Consider the following 21,434-nt stretch of genomic DNA (forward strand, 5'->3'; position numbering starts at 1 on the left):
CATGACCGACACCTCTTCCGTCTGCCGCCGCCTGGTCGGCCGCACCGCCGTCGTCACCGGAGCCGGCAGCGGCATCGGCCTGGCCACCGCCCGGCGGCTGGCCGCCGAGGGCGCGCACGTCGTCTGCGCCGATGTGGACGAGGAGCGCGGCGAGGCCGCCGCCGCCGAGACCGCCGGGCTCTTCGTCCGTACCGACGTCACCGACGCCGAGCAGGTCGACGCCCTCTTCACGACCGCGTTCGACACCTACGGCTCGGTCGACGTCGCGTTCAACAACGCGGGCATCTCCCCACCGGACGACGACTCCATCCTGGACACCGGCCTGGAGGCCTGGCGGCGGGTGCAGGAGGTCAACCTGACCTCGGTGTACCTCTGTTGCAAGGCGGCGATCCCCTATATGCGCGACCAGGGCAAGGGCTCCATCATCAACACGGCGTCCTTCGTGGCCCGGATGGGCGCGGCCACCTCACAGATCTCGTACACCGCGTCCAAGGGCGGGGTCCTGGCGATGTCGCGCGAGCTGGGCGTGCAGTTCGCGCGCGACGGGATCCGGGTCAACGCCCTGTGCCCCGGCCCGGTCAACACCCCGCTGCTGCAGGAGCTGTTCGCCAAGGACCCGGAGCGGGCCGCCCGGCGTCTTGTGCACATCCCGGTCGGCCGGTTCGCCGAGCCGGCCGAGATCGCCGCCGCCGTCGCGTTCCTGGCGAGCGACGATTCCTCGTTCGTGAACGCCACGGACTTCCTGGTCGACGGCGGGCTCGCCGGGGCGTACGTCACCCCGGTCTGAGCCCGAAGGTCCCGGCGATCCCGGCGGCCGGGCCGACCGGCCGCCGGTCAGCCCGTGGTGGTGGCCGAATCGTCCCGAAGACGCCGGGCGCGGAGCACCAGGAGCATCTCGAAGCGCTGGTCCGGTTCGTCGATGGCGTCACCCCACAGCTCGCGGATCTGCCGCAGCCGGTAGCGGGCCGTCTGCGGGTGGATGCCGAGGCGGGCGGCCACCTCCGGGGCGCCCCCGGGGGTCTCGATCCAGGCGAGCAGCGTCTCGGACAGGCGCCGGGCCTGGGTCGGACCGAGGTCGTCCAGCGGGGCGAGGCAGCGGCGGGCGGACGCGTCGATCAGCTCCTCGGCGGGGAGCAGCAGCAGTTCCTCCGTCCGCTCGGTGCAGTACAGCACCTCGCCCTGCGGCAGCAGGCCCTTCTTGATCAGCTGGACCGCGGTCTCCGCCCAGCGCAGCGAGGTGGCCGCGGCCGCCAGCGGTACCGCCGGGCCGATCGCCCCGGACCAGCCGGCCGTGGCGCGCCGCAGGATCTCCGCACGGCCCGCCGTGTCCGGGTCCGGGATGACGATGCGCGGCTGCTCGCTCTCCATCTCCAGCAGAATGCCCTGCCCGACCGCCGGGGCCACGGCCTCGCGGGCCGGGCGCATGAGCACGCCCACGGAGATCGTCTCCGGAAGCTCCCAGCCGATGCGGGCGGCCCGCTCGGCCAGGGCCACGGACACGTCGCCCCGGTGTTCCACCAGGAGGAGATCGATCAGCTGGCGCTGGAGGCGGAGCCGTTCGCTGGCGCGCCGGGCCGCCGCCTCGGCGTAGCCCCGTACCGACTGTTCCACGAGCCCGTCCAGATACTCGAATCCCGATTCGGCGAGCTCGTACATCGCGGGCGCGGGGATGTCGGCCTGCTGGCCGATCTCGGCGAGCCTGCGCCAGGTGAGCCGGACCCCGAGGCGATAGATGGCCTGGAGCGCGTCGAGGCTGCGGCCCTCAAGGCCCTCGCCCCGCCCGAACTCCTGGAACATCTCCGGCGGCACCCGTGGGTGGGCTCCCTCGGTGAGGTTGTGGACGAAGCCTTCGATGGCGCGGCGAATTCCGACGAGGGCCAGCGGCTCCCCGGACTCGTCCTCGACCAGGTGCAGATAGGGGTATTCCTGACGTATCTGGTGCAAAATCGTCTGGGCGAGCTCCGGGGCCTCGGCCCGGGCGATCGCCTCGAAACGGTCGAGCTTCGACCGGGGGACGTCCTGCCAGGCCGGGCGGGTCACGGAGCCGCCGGGGCGGTGTCGTAGCTGATCAGGGGCGTGTTGGGCTGGTCGGGAGTGGCGTCGAGCAGTGCCACGACACCGACCGCCGCGCCAACGGCGAGCGTGGCGGCCACCAGGACGGTGACAGCTGCGGCGATGAGTCTGCGCATAGTCGGGTCAGCTCCTTGCTGGAGGCGATCCCCACCCCTGCAGCCGGGCCCCTCCGGCTGGGACACAGTGTCGACAGCACATTGACATCCGTCAAGGGCGTGCCTACTGTTCACGCCAATCAAGGGCTGACCGGCCCGGGCCCGTGCACCTCCGCGAAGAGATTCGACCCAGGAGTGCCCGGATGCGCCACAACGCTTCACCCCTGTCGCTTGTCCTGCTGGGCGCAGGGGTTTTCCTGCTCGTCCTCGCGCCGCTGCTCGTCTGGTACGTCCAGCCGCATGCCAAGCGCACCCCCATCGACATCGACACCACCACCGTCTTCACCGGGACGGGCAGCTATTTCGACACGTCCGAGGTGGAGACGGTCGAGGGCAGAACGATCACGATCACGCGGCAGGTGCGCGGGGACGTGGCCGACAGCGAGAAGAGCGGCAACGCCGTGTGGGACGTCTCCACCTCGGTCGACCACCAGGGCACCCTGCCCGCCTCGGACCCCCGTGACGCCCTCCAGTGGACGCTGGAGCGCTGGGTGACCGACCGGACCACGAACGAGCCGGTCCACTGCTGCGAGGAGTCCCCGACGTTCGACGGGGAGGCCTATCTCAAGTTCCCCTTCGACGTCGAGAAGCGTTCCTACCGCTGGTGGGACAGCACGCTCGGCGGGGTGGTGCGGCTCTCCTACGCCGGTGAGCAGGAGGTTCAGGGCTACTCCGGTCTGCTCTTCAAGGGCGAGGTCGAGCCCACGAAGACCGGGGTGCGCCAGGTGCCCGGAGTGCTCGTGGGGAAGAAGAAGATCCCCCAGGTGCTGGCGGAGGAGTGGTATGCCAACAGCGGCATCGAGCTGGTGGTGGACCGGCGCACCGGCCGCATCATGAACGCGGCGATCGGCCCGAGGAAGACGCTGCGCGCGCCGGGCTCGGAGAAGGACGCCGTCGTGCTCCTGGAGAGCAAGCGCGTGGAGTTCACCGAGGAGACCCAGCTCAAGCAGGTCGAGCTGGCGTCGGCGGACAGCGACCGGCTGGCGATGCTCGGCACGACCGCGCCGGCCGGGGCGGCGGGGCTGGGCGTCGTGCTCGCGGTGGCGGGCGTCGTGCTCGTCGTCCGGGGGCGCCGGACGGAGCCGGAAGCGTCGAATACTCACATGATGACGATTCCGCGCATCTGAGTTACCGGCAAGTTGTTGCACCGGTGAGTAGCCGGGCGCGTACCGGTGCCGAAAACTGTCTATCCCCACCAGAGCACGGCCCCCCGGTCCTGTCCCCGTCCGCCCTCTCCTCTTCACTTCCTCACCCTCCTCATCACCCTCATCGCCTCTTCTCTCACCACCCTTCTCGATCCCTCGCCCCGCAGCCGGGCTCCCGGCCCGGCGCACCCCTGTCCCGGCCCCCCGGTACGTCCCCTCTCCAAGCGGCCCCCGCCCCGGGTGCCGCTCCCCCGAGTCCCCTCTCCCCGAGCCGAGTTGGAGCACTCATGCCCCAGCACGTCCCTCCCCCACTGCTTGACGCCGTCGCGCGTCCGGGTCAGGGCCCGGCGCCCGCCACGGTCCCCGCCACCCCGAGACGCATCGTCTTCCTCGCCCACCGCGACCTGGGCAATCCGGCCGCCGGCGGCTCCGAACTGCTGGTCGACCAGCTCGCCCTGGGCCTCACCGAGCAGGGCCACGACGTCACGCTGCTGTGCGGCGGACCGGCCTCGCGCCGGCCCTACCGGGTCGTCTCGGCGGGCTCCGCCCTGGGGCACTACGTCGGCGCGCGGTCCGCGTTCGCCCGGCGGATCGGAACGTGCGACCTGCTCGTCGAGGTCTGCAACGGCATGCCGTACCTGGCCCCGCTGTGGCACCGAGGCCCCACGGTGTGCCTGGTCAACCATGTGCACACCGACCTGTGGGACATGCGCTTCCCGGCGCCGGTGGCCCGTGCCGGGCGGAGGCTCGAACACTGGGCCCTGTCCCGGGCCTACCGCGACCACCTGATGATCGCGGTGTCCCCGTCCACGGCGGGCGCCCTGCGTGAACTGGGCGTGCCCGACCGGCGGATCCGGGTGGTGCACAACGGAGTCCAGGAACCGAGCCCGCAGGGCGAGCGGTCCGCCACACCGCTGTTCGTGGCGCTGGGCCGGCTCGTCGACTACAAGCGCATCGATCTGCTGCTCCAGCTCTGGGAGCGGGTCCGGCCGGTCACCGGAGGCCGGCTCGTCATCGTCGGCGACGGCCCCGAGCGGGCCCGGCTGGAACAACTCGCCGGTCCGGGAGTGGAGTTCGCCGGGCATGTGACCGAGGCGGAGAAGCACCGGCTGCTCTGCGCCGCGTGGATGCTGCTGCACCCGGCAGCCGTGGAGGGGTGGGGTCTTGTGGTCACGGAGGCCGCTGCCCGGTCCACCCCGACCTTGGGCTTCGACGTGCCGGGGCTGCGCGACTCCGTCGAGGACGGTGTCACCGGGATCCTCGCCCCGGGCGCGTCCTCCTTCGCCGCCTCCTGGTGCGCGCTGGCGCTGGACGACGAGCGGCGCGAGGCGATGGGCAGGGCGGCCCGCGAACGGGCCGCCGACTACCGGTGGACCGCCAGTGTGCACAGGTTCGCGGCGGTGGCCGCCGAGGCGGCGGCCGGTTCCGCGGCTCCGGCGGCGAACGGCCCGAACGCCCCGACGATCGGCGCGAGCGCGTGAAGGATCCATCGTTCCGGCGGTCGGCCGCCCTGTTCCGCGCCTTCCTGCGCGAACAGGGCGACCCCGCCACGGCGTACACCCTGCTGGCCCGTGACGCGGCCGACCAGGTCGAGCGGCACGGCCCGCTCCGCGACAAGGTCGTCGTGGACATCGGCGGCGGCGACGGCTACTTCACCCGCGAGTTCCGGCGGCGCGGGGCGCACAGCTACCTCTTCGAACCGGATCCGGCGGAGATCGGCCCCGGGCAGCGCGCGGACACCGTCGTCGCCGACGGCTATCTGCTGCCGCTCGCCGACGGCGCGGCCGACGTCTGCTTCTCCTCCAACGTGCTGGAGCACGTCGCCGATCCGCACACCTTCCTCAGCGAGATGGCGCGGGTGACCCGCCCCGGCGGCCTCATCTACGTCTCGTACACCAACTGGCTCTCCCCGTGGGGCGGCCATGAGTGGGCGCCCTGGCACTACCTCGGCGCCGAACGCGCCCGGAGCCGCTACGAGCGGCGCACCGGCCACCCGGCCAAGCACCGGCTCGGCGAGAACCTCTTCAAGATCGGCGTCGGGGAGACCCTGAGCCACGTCCGGAGCCGCTCCGACGTGTCCGTCGTCTCAGCACGCTCGCGCTACTGGCCCGTCCTTCCCCAGCTCGTGCCGCGCATCCCCGTCCTGCGGGAATTCGCCACCTGGAACCTCCTCCTCATCCTCCGGCGGTGTTCATGACCAGCGCTGTCCACCCACCCCGGTCCACGGCCCCGGACGGCGCGGGTCCCGCGCCCTCCGGCCCCGCCGACGGGCCGCCCACGCCTCGTTCACGGCGCTGGCTGCTGGGCTTCTGGGCCGCCGTGTTCGCGGCGTTCCTCGCGGTGTCGCCCGGCCGGATGACGTTCGACACCAAGCTCGGCGTCGTCGTGGACCCCTGGCGCTTCCTGGGCGATCTGGGCGAGCTGTGGCACAGCCGGGCCGGGTTCGGCGGGATCGCCGACCAGTACGTCGGCTACGCCGTCCCGATGCTGCCGTACTACGGGGCCGCCGACCTGCTGCACGTGCCGGTCTGGCTCGCGGAGCGGCTGTGGCTGTCGCTGATCGTGGCGACCGCCTTCTGGGGTGCGCTGCGGCTGGCGGAGCGGCTGGCCGTGGGCTCCCCGGCCACCCGGCTGCCGGCGGCGGTCGCGTACGCGCTGTGGCCGACGTACACCATCGTCGTGGGCTCGACCTCGGCGGCGGCCCTGCCGGGCGCCCTGCTGCCGTGGGTGCTGCTGCCGCTGACGAACCCGCGCCTCGCGCCGAGGACCGCCGCGGCCCGGTCCGCGCTGCTGATCCCGCTGATGGGCGGCGTCAACGCCGCCTCCACGCTCGCCTCATTGCTGCCGGTGGGCCTGTATCTGCTGTCCCGTCCCGGCGGGCCACGCAAGCGCGCCCTGCTGGGGTGGTGGATCCCGGGCGTGATCCTGGCGACCGCCTGGTGGGTCGTTCCGCTGCTGCTGCTGGGCATCTTCGGCGAGAACTTCATGCCGTACGTGGAGTCCTCGTACACCACCACCACGACCATGTCGGCGACCGAGGTGTTGCGCGGCGGCGGGAACTGGGTCGGCTATCTGAACTTCGGCGAGGCCTGGCTGCCGGCCGGCTGGACCGTCGCCACCGCGACCGTCACCATCCTGGGCTCGGCGCTCGCCGCCGCCCTGGGCCTGGCGGGGCTGGCGCGCCGTGATCTGCCCGAGCGCCGCTGGCTGGTGCTGACCGTGCTGTGCGTCGCGCTCATCACGCTCGCCGGGTACGGCGGTGCGCTGGGCGGGCTGTTCCACGGGACCGTGCAGGACTGGCTGGACGGCTGGCTGGTGCCGTTCCGCAACATCTACAAGTTCCAGACGGGTCTTGCGCTGGCCCTGGCCCTGGGACTCGCGCACCTCACCGCGGTGGTCTCCGTCGCAGCGGCGGCGCGTGGCGGCGGCAACCCGGTGCGCGCCCGGCGGCTCGTGCCGGTGGTCGCCGCGGCGCTCGTGCTGCCGGGGCTCGCCTGGCCGTACGTCAACGGCTCGATCCTGCAGACGGGTTCGTTCCAGCAGCTGCCCACGTACTGGGAGACGACCGGGAGCTGGCTGAAGAAGAACTCGGCCAACGACCGCGCCCTGGTCGTCCCCGCGACCGCGCACGGCATCTACACCTGGGGCTCCCCCATCGACCAGCCGCTGGACGTGCTGGCGAACTCGCCCTGGGCGCAACGGGATTACGTGCCGTTCGGCACGCCGGGCAACCGGCGGGCGATGGACGCCGTCGAACAGGCGCTGACCACCGGCGGCGAGGTCCCCGGACTGAGCGAGTACCTCAACCGGGCGGGGCTGCACTATGTGGTGGTCCGCAACGACCTGGATCCCGACCAGTTGGGGTACGTCCCCACGACCACGGTGAAGCGCACCCTGGAGGCGTCCGGATACCGGCGCGTCACCGGCTTCGGTCCCGTGATGACCGGCGGCCGGATCGCGGCGGACACCCCCGTGCAGGTCGAGGGACTCTATCCGCGGCAGCGGGCCGTGGAGATCTACGAGCCGCCGGCCGGGACGGAGCGTCCGGGGCGGGCGACCACGTCCCCGGTGGCCTCGACGGCCGTCGTGAGCGGCGGCCCCGAGTCCCTGCTGCCGCTGTCGGCGAGCGGCGCGCTGAACGGCCGGCCGGCCGTGCTGGCCGGCGACGCGCACCCGGGCCTGGGGCGGCCGTCGCTGTACGCGGCGGGCGACGGGCTGCGACGCGCCGACACCCGGTTCGGGCTGGTCAACTCCAACACCTCGTACACGTACACCTCCGATGAGCGCAACGCGGTGGACGCCGCGCAGGATCCGGACCGCAGACCCCGGCAGATCCTGCCGACGTCCGGCGCGGAGCACCAGACCACCGCCGTACTGCGGGGCGCGAAGAAGGTCAGCGCCTCGTCGGTGGGGAACTGGCTGTTCCATCTGCCGCAGTACGACCCGGTCAACGCCTTCGACGGCAACCCGGACACCGGCTGGGCGGAAGGGTCCCCCGGCTCGCCGGAGAACGAGTGGGTGCGGATCGACTTCACCGCCCCGACGGAGCTTCCGGCCTCGCTCCAGGTGACGCCGCTGCCCAGCGCGAACGTACGGGCCGCGCCGACCGTCGTGCGCGTCGAAACCGAGCGGGGCTTCAAGGACAGCCCGCTGAAGCCGGACGGATCGACGCAGACCGTGGCCGCGCCCACCGGGCAGGCGGCCTGGCTGAAGGTGACGATCCTGGAGTCCCAGCAGGGGCGCCCCGGGCTCACCGGCGCCGGGTTCACCGACATCGCGGTCCCCGGGGTGCAGGTGACCCGGATGCTGGAGCTGCCCTCGGACGCGCCGCGCGAGGGCGCGGACTCCACGGTCTACTCGCTGCGGCGGGGCAGCGACCCGGGCGGTCTGTCGTCGGTGGCGGCCGAGGTCGGCCTGCACCGGCAGTTCACCGCCCAGGAGGCGGGCCCGTACCGGGTGTCCGCGAGCGCGGTGCCGGTGCCCGGCGAGGAGCTGGACAAGCTGCTGTTCGAGCTGACGGGCGAGCGGGACAAGATCGAGGTGAGCGCCGACTCCACCGCACGGCTGGGCACCAACCTCAGCCCGCGCAATCTGACCGACGGTGATCTGACCACGGCGTGGATCGCGGGCGAACGCCCCACGCTGCGTCTGTCCTGGCCGGAGAAGAAGGAGGTCGGGGAGATCGTCTTCGCGGCGGCCGGCGGTCTGTCCACCCGCCCCGAGCAGGTGCAGATCAGCTCCCCCGACGGCACGGCGGTGGCCTCCGTGGACGAGAACGGCATGGCCCGCTTCTCGCCCATCAGGACCGACCGGATGGACATCACCATCTCGCGTCAGGCGCCGCTGACCGTCCACAACCCGGTCGCCGACGACCAGTTGCAGTTGCCGGTGGGGCTGAGCGAGGTCTACATCCCCGCCCTGGAGGAGTACCGCTCGCCGCAGCCGAAGCCGGGCAAGAAGTTCAGCCTGGCCTGCGGCAAGGGACCGGTCCTGTCCGTCGGCGGTACGTTCCTGGAGACCCGCGCCGAGGGCCTGGTGCGGGACCTGACACAGCGCCGCCCCATCGAGGTCACGCCGTGCACCGAGGGCGGCACGGTGGAACTGGCCGCCTCGTCCACCACCGTCGAGGCGGGTGACGCGGGACCGCTCGCCATCACGGACGTCACGCTGAGCAGGGGGAACTCGAAGGCCGCGTCGAGCACGCCGCGTTCCGTGGACGTCGAGCGGGGCGACGGCGACCGGCGCACGATCGCCGTCGGCGCGGGCGAGGCCTCCTACCTGCAGATCCACGAGAACCACAACAAGGGCTGGAAGGCCACCCTGGACGGCGAGGAGCTGACGCCGCTGCGGATCGACGGCTGGCAGCAGGCCTGGCTGGTCCCGGAGGGCGAGGGCGGCAAGGTCACCCTGGAGTACGAGCCGGCCCGGATCTACCAGGTGGGTCTGATCGGCGCGGGGGTCCTGCTCCTGGTGCTCGTGGGGCTCGCCTTCGGGCGTCGGCGGGGAGCCGAGCCGTACGCGGCCGGGGAGCAGCCCGTCGTGTCCGGCCCGGGTCCGGTCCTGGGCACGGTGGCGCTCACCCTGGTGGGGGTGGTGATCGCGGGGCCGCTCGCCCTGGCGGTGCCGGTCCTCGCCGTACTCGCCCACTTCCGGCCGAAGCTGCTCGCGCCGCTCGCGTTCGCGGCGATGGCCGCCGCGGGTGTCGTCGCCGCGGTGGGCACCGGGGACGCCACGGCCGAGGGCGAGGGCGCGTTCGGTGCGACGGCCCAGTTCCTGGCCCTGGTCGGGCTGTTCGCCGCCCTGGTCACGGTCGGACGCGGGCCGCTCGGCAGGCGCGCCGCCGGGGGACGGAGCACGGTGGCCCCCGCGGGCGGCGAGGCGTCCACGGTGCCGGCGCAGGTCACCGGTTCGGGCCGGACGCTGTCCACCGACCCGAAGCATCCACGGGGAACTCCGCCTCCCGCGCCCGGTATCGGATACGGAGCCGGCTCGGGCGAAGGGGCCGGCGACGGCCAAGGCGGTGACGGCCCGGCGCGGCAGTCCGGCGGTCAGCAGCCACCTCCTTCCCGTCCCGGGGAAGGCACCTGATGGCGACCACACGGCACCCCCGGGCGCGGGGCGGTACGCCCTGGCCCGGGGCCCCGGGCCGGGTGCCGTTCCCGGTGGTCGACGAGGTGGCCCGGCACTGTGCCCAGGACGCCGAGCCGAACACGGTGCACATCGAGATCCATCTGCCCGGCCGGGTGGACGAGGGGCGGCTGCGCTCCGCGTTCGCCGAGGCGCTCGCCCGGCACCCCCGGGCGCTGATGCGGGAGCGCCCGCGCTCCCCGTTCGCCCGGCGCTACGAGTGGGAGCTGACCGGGGGCCCCGACACGGATCCGGTCTCCTTCCCGCCGTCCGCGCCCGGGGCGCTCGCCCGGGCCCGGGCGCGGGCGCTGGACGAGGCCCCGCCGCTTACGGCCTCGCCGCCGCTGCGGCTCGCCGTGGTCCAGGAGCCGGGGACCGAGGGGTGCGCGCTGCTCTTCACCGTGCACCACACCGCCCTCGACGGCCCGGCCTGCATGCGGCTGGCGGCGACGGCCGCCGAGGTCTACGGCGCGCACCGCGTACCGCCGGCCTCCGCACCGGCGCGGCCGGCGTCCGGGCCGCTCGCCGGGGAGTCCCCGGCGGCGCCGCTGGCCCGGCCCGTCCGGGTCGCGGCGGGCTCACCGGGGCCCGCGCCCGTACCGGGCAACGCCATGCTGCTGGCCGAACTGCCGGTCCCCCGGCGGGAGTCCGGCGCTCCGTACACGGTGAACGACCAGCTGATGGTGGCCACCGCGCTCACGGTGGCCGACTGGAACCGGACGCAGGGCGCGCCGGGGGCCGACCGCCGGCCGTTGCGGATCACCATGCCGGTCGACGACCGCACCCGGGGGCCCGAGATGCCGATCGGGAACGGCACCCGGCTGGTGGAGGTCGGCTTCGCCGCGTCCGAACTGGCGCCCGGGGCGGACATCCCCGCGCTGCTCCGGGTGACCGCTGGACGTACCCGGGCGCTCAAGGCGCGCCCCCGCCCCCCGCTGGGCCGCTCCGCTTCCCTGCTGACCGCGCCGCTGCTGCCGGTGACCGCCCGCGCCGCCCTCACCCGGGGGCTGCGGGTGCTGGCGGGGCCGTGGACCTCGACGACGCTGCTGAGCAACATCGGCCGGGTGCCGTACCCGCTGGACTTCGGGGAGGCTGGCCGGGCCACCGCCGTGTGGTTCTCCGCGCCCGCCCGGATGCCCCGGGGGCTGACGTTCACCACGGCGTCCACGGGCGGCCGGCTGCATCTGACGCTGCGCTGGTCGCGCACCCTGCTGGGGGACGAGGACGGCGTACGCCTGCGCGAGATGTTCACCCGACACCTGGCATCGACGTCCTCGGAGACCGTATGACCGGCACCACCTCTCCCCCGTCCGGGCTGCGGGACTTCTACGAGAACCCGGCCGTCCCGGTCGCGTCGGGCGACGGGCGCACCCTTCGGCAGGCCCGACTGCTGGCCGACGCCCTGGGCGAGCCGGGCCAGGTGATCCTCGACATCGGGTGCGGCGACGGCACGGCGGCGGCCACGGCGGCCCCGGTTCTCGCCGGTCACCGGCTGGTCGGCGTCGACTGGTCGCAGGACGCGCTGCGCAGGGCCCGGCCCCGGATGGGGCTCGTGGTGCGCGGCGAGCTGGAGCACGGTGGGCTGCCGCTGGCCGACGGATGCGCGGACGCGGTGCTGTTCAGCGAGATCCTGGAACATCTGGTCGACCCGGACCAGGCGCTGGACGAACTGCGGCGGGTCCTGCGGCCCGGCGGCCATCTGATGCTGTCCACCCCGAACCTGGCGGCCTGGTACAACCGGGCGCTGTTGCTCGCCGGGGTGCAGCCGGTGTTCTCGGAGGTCAGTCTGCGCGGGATCCACGGCCGCCCCGGCTCGGAGGTGGTCGGGCATCTGCGGCTGTACACGGCCCGTGCGCTGCGCTCGTTCCTGGCGGCGTCCGGCTTCGACGACGTGAGGATCACGGGCGCCCCCTTCCACGGGGTTCCGCGTGCGCTGCGGCTGCTGGACCGGGCGGCGTGCGCGGTGCCCGGGGCGGCCTCCATCCTGCTGGCCCACGCGCGGCGGAGGTAGCGTGGTGTGGTGGGGCGTCGGCGCGGCGCTGGTGGCCAACGCGCTGTACAGCGTGGGGTTTGTGGTGGAGAAGCGGGCCCTGGGCTCGCTGCCCGCGCTCTCCGCCGGCCGACCGCTGCGGGTGGTCCGGGTGCTGCTGACCAGTCCGCTGTGGATCGTCGGCGCGCTGGCGCTGGCGGCCGGGTTCGGGGCCCAGCTGATCGTCTACCGGGCGCTGCCGATCGCGGCGGCGCAGGGCATCTTCGTCTCCGGTCTGGTGCTGCTCCTGCTGTTGTCGTCGGCCGTGCTCGGCGAGGAGTCGACGGGCCGCGAACGCTACGCGCTGGGCGGGGTGCTGGTCGCCCTGCTGATGGTGGTCGCCTCGGTGCGCGAGGGCGAGGACGTGGTGAGCGGCGGCGCCCCGTGGGCGCTGGTGCTGCTGGTCTGCCTGCCCGCGCTGGGGGCGGGCGTCTGGCTGTACGTACGGGTCGAGGGCCGGGCGGCCAAACGGCACCGGGTCCCGACCAGCGGCATCGGGTACGGGGTGGCGGTGGGCCTGCTCTACGGGGTCAGCTCGCTGGCCATCAAGGGCACGTCCAGCCGGCTGACCGGCACCGATCTGGGCGAGGCCGCGCTGTCGCTGCTGGCGTCCCCGTATCCGTATCTGCTGTTGTTCACCGCGGGGGCGGGTCTGGTGATGTCGCAGACCGCGTTGCAGCGCTGCCGGGCCTCCCTCATCGTGCCGGTGTGCACCACGGTGACCTGCCTGTTCACCGCGGTCCTCGGGACGCTCGCGTTCGGCGAGACGCTTCCCGACGATCCGCTGCTGCTGACCCTGCGGGTGGGCGGCACGGCGCTCGCCCTCTCCGTCCTGCTGGCCATGCCGCGCCACGACCCCCAGCCCGCCGCCCCGTCCTGACCCGGGTCCGGTACCACCGGCACTCCCGGCATCCCCGCCACCCCCGACCCCGAGGAGCCACCCGATGAACCCCGACGACCCGCTGCTCGCCCTGCTGGCCTGCCCGCTCGACAAGGGCCCACTGTCCCTGGTGGCCGACGAGGAGACGGCGGAGGCGGCGCTCTACAATCCCCGGCTGCGCCTGAGTTACCCGATCGTGGACGGCATCCCGCAGCTGCTGCCCTCATCGGGCCGGAAGGTCGGGGCGGACGACCACGAGCGCCTGCTCACGCGGCTCAAGGCCTCGGCCACATGACCACGTTCGCCGCGGCGGTGGCGTCCCGGCTGCCCGGGGGCCTCGTCGGATCGGCCGCCGTCGCCCTGTACCCGCGCTTCGAGCCCGAGCTCCGGCGGCTCGCCGACTTCTGCCCGCCGGACGGTGTCGCCGTCGACATCGGGGGCTGGTACGGCCCCTGGTCGCGGCGGCTCGCCGCCCGCTGCGGCGAGGTGGTCACCATCGAGCCCGTGCCGCATCTGGCCGAACACCTGCGCCGGACGCTGCCGTCGAACGCCCGGGTGGTCCAGGGCGCGGCGACCGACCGGACGGGTACGGCGCGGCTGTGGTTCCCGGAGGGAGACCGGGGCGACCGGGGGGTGTCGTCGCTGGCCCGCCGCGACATCCACGCGCACTGCCTGGAGGTGCCGTCGATCACCGTCGACAGCCTCGGGCTGAGCGGGGTCGGCTTCGTGAAGATGGACGTCGACGGCGGCGAGCGGGCGGCGCTGCGCGGTGCGGCGGAGCTGCTGCGCAGGGACCGCCCGGCCCTGCTCATCGAGCTGGAGAGCCGGCTCGGCCCGATCGCCCCGGCGGTTGACCTGCTGACCGGCCAGGGTTACGCGGGCTGGCTCCTGGCGGACCGGCGCTGGATCCCGCTCGACGGGTTCGACCTGGTGGCCCACCAGGCACGGACGGAGCACCTGGTGCACCAGGGACTGCTCCGCCGGGCCTTCGTCCCGCACCGCGAGCGGTACATCAACTCGGTGCTCTTCCTGCCGGACGGTCGGACCCCGGGCACCACCTGACCGACTCTGACCGGCCCTGCCCTGACCTGCGATACCGCCGTGCCCCTCGCTCACTGACCGCCAGGGCGTCGTCGCCCGCCCCTCACCGGCGGGCGACGCGACCCGGGGGCCACGCCCGGGCGTGCCGTCAGCTCCGCCGGGCCTCCTCGGCGTTGCGCCAGACCGTCAGGTCGATGGTGATGTAGCGGCTGGGATCGTTGGCACCCGACTTGCCGCGATAGGTCACCACGGCGATGTGCCCGGCCTTGCTGAGCACACAGATCTGCGATCCGGACGTGAGCTGGTCGAGTCCGATCTTCTCGGTGAAGCGGGTCTCCTCGCGGCAGACCTTCAACGAGCCCTTCTGCGAGTTCTTCAGCACGACCAGCTTCCCGTTCGCGCTGCCCACCTGCTCGTCGCCGAAGAGGGAGTCCCGGTAGAAGTAGAAGTCCTTCTTGCCGTACATGACGCCGCTGTCCTCGTCCTCCAGCGGCCGGGGCGGGTTGTCGGCGAGCTGCAGCGCGTAGTTCGCCGTGACGTCGATGCCCTTGTACGCGACAGGCTCGGGATCGACCGGCTTCTCCCGGCCCTCGCCCCCGGAACCGCCCCCGCTCGCACCGCCGTTGGAGGACGCCTCGGACCGGTCGCCCTTGCCGGAGGTGTCGGGGTCCTCCGGCAGCAGCGCTCCGATGACACCGAGGACGACCAGCGCGCCGAAGACCGAAGCGGCGACGATCAGACCTGTCCGCTTGGGGCGCGGCGCGGCGGGCTGGAAACCGGGCGAGACCCAGCCGGGCTGCTGGTGGCCGGGCTGAGCGAATCCGGACGGGTGGTGGGGCGGCGGAGTGGCGTAGCCCTGGGGGCGGGTGTTCTGCTGCCAGTGACCGGTCGGCACGGTTCCCGGCGCCCCGGGAGCCCCCGGCGCTCCGGGTGCGGCCGGCCCGGTCTGGGTGGGTGCGGCGGCCACGGCGTAACCGGTCGGGGTGTACGGGTGGGCGGGGCCCGGTCCCGGGGGCTGCGAGGAGTGCTGCGTGGGCGTGGGCCCGGTGGTGGGCAGTGGTGGCGGGGTGGGTGCGGGGGCGGGGAGCCGGTGCCGTTCGGTGATGGAGCCGGCGACTGCCTGCGGGAGCCAGTCCTCGCCCTGGCGCAGTGGTTCGGGGGAGATCTCGTGGCACATCCGGATGATGTCGGTCAGGGCGGGGCGGTCAGCGGCGTCGCGGCTGAGGCAGCGGGTGACCAGGGGGCGCAGCTCGTCGGGCAGCCGGCTGAGGTCGGGGTCCTCGTGGACGATCCGGTAGAGGACCGCGTGCGAGGGGCCGTCGCCGAACGCGGGTGCGCCGATCGCGGCGTAGGCGACGATCTGGCCGAGGGCGAAGACGTCGGTGGCCGGGGTGACGGTGCCGACGGCCGCCTGCTCCGGTGACATGAACGCCGGGGTGCCGACGCTGACGCCGGTGCCGGTGAGGGCGGTCGCGTCGGCGGCCCGGGCGATACCGAAGTCGATCACCCGGGGCCCGTCGGCGGCGAGCAGGACGTTCGCGGGCTTCAGGTCACGGTGGACGATGCCCGCACCGTGGATGACACCGAGCGCCTCGGCCACCCCGATGGTCAGCAACAGGACACTTTGCAAAGGGAGTCGGCCGTGCCGGGTCACCGCGTGCGCGAGCGAGGGGCCCGGCACATAGGCCGTCGCCAGCCACGGCTGCGCCCCCTCGGTGTCATCATCGATGACCGGCGCGGTGTACAGGCCCTGCACCCGCTGCGCGGCCCGCACCTCCTGCCGGAAACGCCGCCGGAACTCCGGATCCTCGCTGAACTCCGCCCGGATCACCTTGATCGCGAGAGGACGGCCGCCCGGCGTGTAGGAGAGGTACACCTTGCCCATACCGCCCGCGCCCAGCACGGCGGCCAGCCGATAGCCGCCCACGACAGCCGGATCATCGGCCTTGAGCGGCTGGAACGGGTCGGTCGAAGGCGCGCTGCTCATAAGGAACCATCCCCCTGGTCACGGCAGTCCGGAGCCTGCACACGCCCCGAAGATCAGACGAGAGCGTACCCAATGCCGGGGCGGGCCAGGGCTTGGCCGCAGGGAGGCATCCCGCGGCGGCACGCGGACTCGACCCACGTCGCGTCACCGCCCCCAGCAGGGCTCGGCGCCGAGGTCCGCCGTTCCGTCGTCGGCCGCCTTGCTCGTGGCCCTGCCCAGCGGTTCGTCGGGGTCTCCGTCGGCACCCGCCCGACCGGGACGCGCCGCATGGCCGGGGGCGACGACGCGAGCGACATGCCACGGCACCGGTTCAACAGGTCACCCAACGGATCGCACGGACCGAGAGGTGAACCGAACGCCATCGGCGATGTCAGCTCCGGGGAGGCGAAGGCTTTCCCACGCGAACGCGATGTCGACCGCCCGTAAACAGAGGTGGTGCCCCGGCGTGACCCGGTCATCCGGAGTCGGATCCTCCGCCTCCGCCTCCGCCGATCGATCCCCCGACGGACCGGATGAGGGCCCGGGCCTCGTCCTCCAGGCCCCTCGTCACCGTACGGTCCCGGAATCCGTGCGCGGCCAGTCGCGTCGCGAGCGCGTCGAAATAACCCGAAGCCGTCAGGACATGCCTCGGCACGTCCAGCCTGCCGCCGTCGGCCTGCTCGCCCCGGGACGCCTCTGCCGCGGCCATGACCTGCGCGATCTCGACGTACACCTCCTCCCGTGTTCCGTCCGGCAGGTCGGACCGGGACAGTTGCCGGAGCAACCGGTCTCCCGCGGCGGTCACCTCGTTGAGCAGGCGCACGTTCCGGTTGACCGTGAGGCCGACGTCGGCGGCGGTGATCGCGGCGGCGAGCGAGCCGTGTCCCACGACCGGATGGCGGGCGCGGCTGGGCAGATAGGCGGGCAGCTCCATCGCTCCGAGACAGTTCAGCGCCGGCCTGAAGCATGGGTGCACATGGAACTCGTGCTCGTCGGGCAGCGGCGGCGTGGCGCTGCCGCCGGCGTAAACGGTGTCGTTCCCACGCTTCACCCCGATGAAGCCGACTCCGTAGAGGGCATCGATGACGCCTTGGGTGGTGAGACTCTCGGTGTAGTCGGAGAACTCCCGGTGCAGGGTTTCCCTGCGGCCCTCGAAGCGTTCCTCCAAGGTGGACCGCATCACGACGTAACCCGTGTTCTCGAAAAGCGGGAAGAGAGAACGCAGGAAGGGATGATTGATCAGGTATTCCTTGGCCAGGTCCTGGAGCTTCCAGCGCGAGAACTGGTCCGTGGCGGCCAGCACGTCATCCTCGGAAATCGTGTAGCGACCCGCCTCGTCGGCGATGTTACGACAGACGTTGAGAAATTGGATGGTGTCGCGCGGGCGCGGCAACGAGCGCCGGAAAATGTAATCGGACGTCCGCTCGCCCATGACGCTCACCGGGAACAGCCCCTCCCACAGCTCATGCCTGGTGAGCGGAAGTCCGATCGAGGCTCGCGCCCGGGAGAGCGCCAGGTCCTCCAGGGCTTCCCGCGTCCAGGAAATGCGGATCTCGTCGCTGTGGAATTTGTCGCCGTCACCGAAGTTCAGGGTGTCGTAGATGTCCGCACGGATGAACAGTGCCGTGCGGACAGCGTTGCCGTAGAAGGAGACGGCGTGCTTCGCGGCCAGCAGCAGACCCGTCACCAGTGCGTGGCTCTCGGGCTCGATGGTCCACACCTGCTCCAACTGGTCGACGAGGAGCAGGAGCGGTGGATGCAGGCGGGCGCAGTCGAGATCGGCGAACCCGGCCCGCACCCCCGCTTCCAGGACATCGAGCTGGCGGGAGGCCTCCGCACCCTCGGAAGCGCCGCCGATACCCAGAGCCGCTTCGACACCGAAGGCCTTGAGCGAGAGATCAGCGGACTGGAGCCGCCCGATGCCTCGGCGAAGCCTCTCGTACAGACGCGCGTCGTCCGACTCTCCGTTGGCCTCCAGGAAGGAACGCACCGCACGGACGGAACCCGGCACTCGGCGGCCGTGGGCGGCTCGTGCGTGGCCGGTGAGATGGCGTGCCGCGTGAACGGCGAAAAGGTAACGCCAGATCAGCGATTTGGCCGTGTCCGGAGTAAGTCCCTGCAGCGCGAAACGACGGATCTCGTCTCCGGCCGCGTCGTCCGGCGCGATGAGGACCGAGGCGCCAGGGTGGCCCTCAGGAGTGGCCAGTTGACGGCAGATCGCGCTCTTTCCCGAGCCTTTTCGGCCGATGATGAGAGACTTCCGGCCGGACAGTGCCTCACGATAGGCGTATGTGGGACGGAAGACCGGCCCTTTCAGGAGGCCGTCCCGCAGGTCCGTTTCGGCGTCATCACGCCCGAAGAACAGAATACTGACCGGCCCTGTATCCGGCTGCACGCTTCCCCCGCCCTGCTGTGCTGTCCATGAATCTTCAGAGTAGGCCCCGCCGGGCGGGAACGTCCCGATAATGGGTGCATGAGCTCGGCCGACAGTGCCGGGCCCGGCCGTCATGTTGCGCGCACGCCCAGGGGGACCGGTGCAGGGACCTGAAGATCCGCAGGAGGACCTGGTGGCGTTACTCGACGCGCTCTCCGATGTGGGGCGCGATGTCACCACGCTCAAGGAGCGGCAGGAACAGGACCGTTCCGGGGCGGCCCGCGAGCTGAGCTCCCTGCGGACGAACGTCAGCGGTATTCAGAACCGGCTGGAGAGCGTGGCCGACGAGGTGTCCCGCACGGAGACGTCATTGCGTGCCGTGCGGAAGACCACGGAGGAGACGCACAAAGCGCTGGAGGACTTCGTCGAGCGCTACGGCCGCGACCAGATCGTGGCCCACGCGCAGGCGGACCTGACCCGGCTGACCATCGAATGGACGGCCCGGTTCGCTCAACGGCAGCACACGCGTGCGCTCGCCCGGGGGCTGGCGCACGCGTTGACGGAAGACGCTCTCGCGCGGCAGCTCACGGACAGTGCGACGATCGAGGCGTGTCTCAAGGAGCAGTTCCTCCTGGAGCCGACGTTCTGGCTCGCGCCCGCCGTTCTGGCGGTGGCCGCCGAGCTGACGGGCGATTCACGGAAGGCCGCGCGGGCCCGCAGTCACGCCCTGACGCTCGGCCAGAACAAGGCCACCTTGTTCTTCGCGCTGATCGCCTCCCGCCGCAAGATGCAGGCGGAGGCGGCCCATTGGATGGACTCGTACCTCGGCGGGCTGGACGCCTCCCACCTGGGTGAGGAGTTCCGCGTGGTTCTGGAAGCCGTGGCCTGCGCGGAACTGGGGTACGACGCGCTGTCCTACGCGCGTCAGGCGATGAACCGCTGGGACCGGGAGAGGAACGCCCGGATCTACGCCCGGCACCAAGGGGGCAACGTGGCGAACCTGATCCGGTGGGAGCCCTGGATCGTCCGACGGACCGAGGTCGCCTCGACGGGGTTCGACGCACTGCGCCGACTGTCCGGTGACGGCTGGGAGCTGTTGGAGGAGGGCTGGGAGACGGCTTCGGCGGTGCAGGCGACGGCCGGGTTCCTCCGCGAGTCGTACTCGGAGCAGCCCACCGTGGACACGGGGAACCACCGGTCGGACACCGCGCTGCGACACCTGATCGGCCAGCTCGACCCCGATGAGTCCGAGGTCCAGGAGCAGATGCGGCGGCTCAAGAGGATCATCGCCGACGGGGGCCGCACCCCGCCGGAAGAGATGTCCGGCGTGGTCGCGGACGCGACAGACTTCGGAACGCTCCTGGAGCAGGCCGTCTTCGAGCCCGAGGCGGCGGACCTGGAATATCCCGCCCGGCTACTCGCCCTGCACAGCGCGTGGCCGAGTCTGCGAACCGCCGTCGCCATGCTGACGCGCCGTTCGCGGTCGCTGGTACCGGACCACCTGGACCTCCATGTGGACGGCTGGAGCTGCCGCCTGACCACCTCGTCGAGCACTCCGGACGAGCGGGAACGGCTGTTGCGCGAGCTGGTGACGTACGTGGACGATCGGACGTCGGCGAGCACGCGTGCGGTCGCTCCGCTGTGGCCGCGCATTCTCGGTGGTCTGGCCTGCGCGCTCCTCGGAGTGATGCTCGGCCTGTGGCTGCGGGGCGGCGTGGGCGGCATCGTCATCACCGTGTCCCTGTTCGTGCTGGTCTACGCCGTTTGGGGAGTGGTCAGCGTCCCCGTACGCCGCCTTCTGATCCGGCAGGACGGAGCCAGACAGCGGACCCGGGCGGCAGCCGATCTCACGGCCGCCTTCGACCAGCATGATGCGCTGATGTACCAGTGGCAGAGCGGTCTCGCCACAGCGGCCCGGTTCGGTTCCTGGTCGCCCTCTCCGGGATACGGGTCGGTGCCACGACAGGCCGACACACCGTGAGCGGCCACCTGGTGGCCGACCGCTATCGGCTGGAACACCTGCAGGGAAGCGGCGGCATGGGAGACGTCTGGCTCGCGCTGGACACACATCTGGACCGGCCTGTCGCCATCAAGTTCCTCGCGCTGAACCGGCTGCACGAGCGCCACGACAACCTGCCCGGACTGACCGCGCGGGAAACGAACCGGTTCCTGCGGGAAGCACGGGCGTTGGCCCGAATCAACAGCCCGCATGTCGTCACCGTTCACGACCAGGGCGAGCACGACGGACGTATCTACCTCGTCATGGAGCAGGTAGAAGGACGAGCGCTGACGCGTCTCATGGGAGAGGGCACGCCGGCGACTCTGGCCCAGACCACCCGCTGGGGAGCCCAGGTGTGCGAGGGTCTGGCCGACGCCCACGAGGTGGATGTCGTCCACCGGGACGTCAAGCCCGCCAACATCATGATCACCGGACGCAGCGACGTGAAGCTGGTCGACTTCGGGCTCGCCCGCCTGATCGACAACACCGTCACCCATGGCACTGGCCTGACCTGGCTCTACGCCTCTCCCGAGCGGTGCGAAGGCCGGCCCGGTGATCATCGCACCGACCTGTACTCCCTGGGCTGCGTCCTCTACGAGATGCTGACCGGCCGACCGCCCTTCGGAGATACGGAGACAGCGCTGTTGGCCATCGCGAACATGCATCTGCATGCGGTTCCCGCCGCGCCCCAGGACGTGCGCCCGGGCGTCCCCGCCGGGCTCGGCGATCTGGTGCTGCATCTGCTCGCCAAGAATCCGGACGACCGTCCGAAAGACGCCCGGTCGGTAGCCCGCCTCATTCACCAGGTCGAGCATGTTCCCGAGGCCCCGCCTTCCGGGACCGTCGTGCTCTCCGTCGACCCGCATGTCAATCCCGACTACATGGAGCGGATCCGCGAGCTGGAAAGCATGATCGACCGGCTCCGGTCGACGCACCGCGCGACGGATCCGGTCGTGCTCGACGCGCGGATGCAACTCGCGGACATCACCGGGGAGTCCGGTGACACGCGCGGGGCGATCACGCTGTACCGGACGCTGGCCGGAGAATGCCGTGCGGATCTCGGCCCTTACGACACCCGCACCCTGGACGCGTTCGAGGCGATGGCCCGATGGATCTCCGGCTCCGGCCGGTAGCTCCCTGACGCC

16 protein-coding genes are annotated in these 21,434 nt (G+C 72.3%); 12 read left to right on the forward strand and 4 right to left on the reverse strand.

The annotated features are described in order from the left end of the window. The first annotated feature begins 1 nt into the window (after position 1). The gene (locus PSQ21_RS02050; RefSeq protein ID WP_274028670.1) at positions 2-787 is read left to right on the forward strand and encodes a 3-oxoacyl-ACP reductase; all 786 of its coding nucleotides are present in this window, start codon (positions 2-4) and stop codon (positions 785-787) included. Between the two features lie 47 nt (positions 788-834). Here the strand turns inward: PSQ21_RS02050 and PSQ21_RS02055 are convergent, their stop codons facing one another. After that, positions 835-2,040, reverse strand: a complete 1,206-nt coding sequence (locus PSQ21_RS02055; protein WP_274028671.1) for a helix-turn-helix domain-containing protein — start codon at positions 2,038-2,040, stop codon at positions 835-837. Next, positions 2,037-2,189, reverse strand: a complete 153-nt coding sequence (locus PSQ21_RS02060) for a hypothetical protein (RefSeq protein ID WP_176739579.1) — start codon at positions 2,187-2,189, stop codon at positions 2,037-2,039. Before PSQ21_RS02060 ends, PSQ21_RS02055 begins: the two co-directional genes overlap by 4 nt. Positions 2,190-2,371: 182 nt before the next feature. On the opposite strand from PSQ21_RS02060, the gene PSQ21_RS02065 reads away from it, so the two are divergent. The 9 genes from PSQ21_RS02065 to PSQ21_RS02105 all read left to right on the forward strand — a co-directional run bounded on the left by PSQ21_RS02065 (position 2,372) and on the right by PSQ21_RS02105 (position 13,971). Further along, on the forward strand, positions 2,372-3,355 hold the full coding sequence (locus tag PSQ21_RS02065; RefSeq protein WP_274028672.1) for a DUF3068 domain-containing protein: 984 nt from the start codon (positions 2,372-2,374) through the stop codon (positions 3,353-3,355). 305 nt (positions 3,356-3,660) lie between these two features. Beyond that, positions 3,661-4,854 (forward strand): glycosyltransferase family 4 protein, encoded by a 1,194-nt coding sequence (locus PSQ21_RS02070; protein ID WP_274028673.1) that lies wholly within the window; start codon positions 3,661-3,663, stop codon positions 4,852-4,854. Continuing rightward, complete coding sequence (locus PSQ21_RS02075; RefSeq protein WP_274028674.1) at positions 4,851-5,570, forward strand: class I SAM-dependent methyltransferase; 720 nt, start codon at positions 4,851-4,853, stop codon at positions 5,568-5,570. The genes PSQ21_RS02070 and PSQ21_RS02075 overlap by 4 nt, the downstream gene beginning before the upstream one ends. Then, a complete protein-coding gene (locus PSQ21_RS02080) occupies positions 5,567-9,961 on the forward strand; it encodes an alpha-(1->3)-arabinofuranosyltransferase domain-containing protein (RefSeq protein ID WP_274028675.1) in 4,395 nt (1,464 codons plus the stop codon). The genes PSQ21_RS02075 and PSQ21_RS02080 overlap by 4 nt, the downstream gene beginning before the upstream one ends. Next, on the forward strand, positions 9,961-11,289 hold the full coding sequence (locus PSQ21_RS02085) for a condensation protein (RefSeq protein ID WP_274028676.1): 1,329 nt from the start codon (positions 9,961-9,963) through the stop codon (positions 11,287-11,289). The genes PSQ21_RS02080 and PSQ21_RS02085 overlap by 1 nt, the downstream gene beginning before the upstream one ends. Further along, positions 11,286-12,011: a class I SAM-dependent methyltransferase gene (locus tag PSQ21_RS02090; RefSeq protein WP_274028677.1), complete on the forward strand. Its 726-nt coding sequence runs from the start codon at positions 11,286-11,288 to the stop codon at positions 12,009-12,011. The genes PSQ21_RS02085 and PSQ21_RS02090 overlap by 4 nt, the downstream gene beginning before the upstream one ends. A 4-nt stretch (positions 12,012-12,015) precedes the next feature. Beyond that, on the forward strand, positions 12,016-12,909 hold the full coding sequence (locus PSQ21_RS02095) for a hypothetical protein (RefSeq protein WP_274035613.1): 894 nt from the start codon (positions 12,016-12,018) through the stop codon (positions 12,907-12,909). A 64-nt stretch (positions 12,910-12,973) separates the two neighbouring features. Beyond that, complete coding sequence (locus PSQ21_RS02100; RefSeq protein WP_274028678.1) at positions 12,974-13,204, forward strand: Trm112 family protein; 231 nt, start codon at positions 12,974-12,976, stop codon at positions 13,202-13,204. Further along, complete coding sequence (locus PSQ21_RS02105) at positions 13,201-13,971, forward strand: FkbM family methyltransferase (protein WP_274028679.1); 771 nt, start codon at positions 13,201-13,203, stop codon at positions 13,969-13,971. The genes PSQ21_RS02100 and PSQ21_RS02105 overlap by 4 nt, the downstream gene beginning before the upstream one ends. A 127-nt stretch (positions 13,972-14,098) precedes the next feature. Here PSQ21_RS02105 and PSQ21_RS02110 read toward each other — a convergent pair whose 3' ends face one another. Together PSQ21_RS02110 and PSQ21_RS02120 are read right to left on the reverse strand one after the other, a co-directional pair. Beyond that, complete coding sequence (locus PSQ21_RS02110) at positions 14,099-15,937, reverse strand: serine/threonine-protein kinase (protein WP_274028680.1); 1,839 nt, start codon at positions 15,935-15,937, stop codon at positions 14,099-14,101. Between the two features lie 454 nt (positions 15,938-16,391). Then, positions 16,392-18,311 (reverse strand): P-loop ATPase, Sll1717 family, encoded by a 1,920-nt coding sequence (locus PSQ21_RS02120; RefSeq protein WP_443334367.1) that lies wholly within the window; start codon positions 18,309-18,311, stop codon positions 16,392-16,394. 172 nt (positions 18,312-18,483) lie between these two features. Between PSQ21_RS02120 and PSQ21_RS02125 the strand changes: the two genes are divergently transcribed. Together PSQ21_RS02125 and PSQ21_RS02130 are read left to right on the forward strand one after the other, a co-directional pair. Continuing rightward, complete coding sequence (locus PSQ21_RS02125) at positions 18,484-20,271, forward strand: hypothetical protein (protein WP_274028682.1); 1,788 nt, start codon at positions 18,484-18,486, stop codon at positions 20,269-20,271. Further along, a complete protein-coding gene (locus PSQ21_RS02130; RefSeq protein WP_274028683.1) occupies positions 20,268-21,422 on the forward strand; it encodes a serine/threonine-protein kinase in 1,155 nt (384 codons plus the stop codon). The genes PSQ21_RS02125 and PSQ21_RS02130 overlap by 4 nt, the downstream gene beginning before the upstream one ends. The last annotated feature ends 12 nt before the right edge of the window (positions 21,423-21,434 follow it).

It is taken from the genome of Streptomyces sp. MMBL 11-1, assembly GCF_028622875.1.
In the GTDB taxonomy this organism is placed as follows: domain Bacteria; phylum Actinomycetota; class Actinomycetes; order Streptomycetales; family Streptomycetaceae; genus Streptomyces.

Bases quoted from the DNA above. Each gene is read 5' to 3' on its own strand.
- PSQ21_RS02050 (WP_274028670.1), top strand. From the start codon at position 2: ATGACCGACACCTCTTCCGTCTGCCGCCGCCTGGTCGGCCGCACCGCC.
- PSQ21_RS02060 (WP_176739579.1), bottom strand. From the start codon at position 2,189: ATGCGCAGACTCATCGCCGCAGCTGTCACCGTCCTGGTGGCCGCCACG.
- PSQ21_RS02065 (WP_274028672.1), top strand. From the start codon at position 2,372: ATGCGCCACAACGCTTCACCCCTGTCGCTTGTCCTGCTGGGCGCAGGG.
- PSQ21_RS02070 (WP_274028673.1), top strand. From the start codon at position 3,661: ATGCCCCAGCACGTCCCTCCCCCACTGCTTGACGCCGTCGCGCGTCCG.
- PSQ21_RS02080 (WP_274028675.1), top strand. From the start codon at position 5,567: ATGACCAGCGCTGTCCACCCACCCCGGTCCACGGCCCCGGACGGCGCG.
- PSQ21_RS02085 (WP_274028676.1), top strand. From the start codon at position 9,961: ATGGCGACCACACGGCACCCCCGGGCGCGGGGCGGTACGCCCTGGCCC.
- PSQ21_RS02090 (WP_274028677.1), top strand. From the start codon at position 11,286: ATGACCGGCACCACCTCTCCCCCGTCCGGGCTGCGGGACTTCTACGAG.
- PSQ21_RS02100 (WP_274028678.1), top strand. From the start codon at position 12,974: ATGAACCCCGACGACCCGCTGCTCGCCCTGCTGGCCTGCCCGCTCGAC.
- PSQ21_RS02105 (WP_274028679.1), top strand. From the start codon at position 13,201: ATGACCACGTTCGCCGCGGCGGTGGCGTCCCGGCTGCCCGGGGGCCTC.
- PSQ21_RS02110 (WP_274028680.1), bottom strand. From the start codon at position 15,937: ATGAGCAGCGCGCCTTCGACCGACCCGTTCCAGCCGCTCAAGGCCGAT.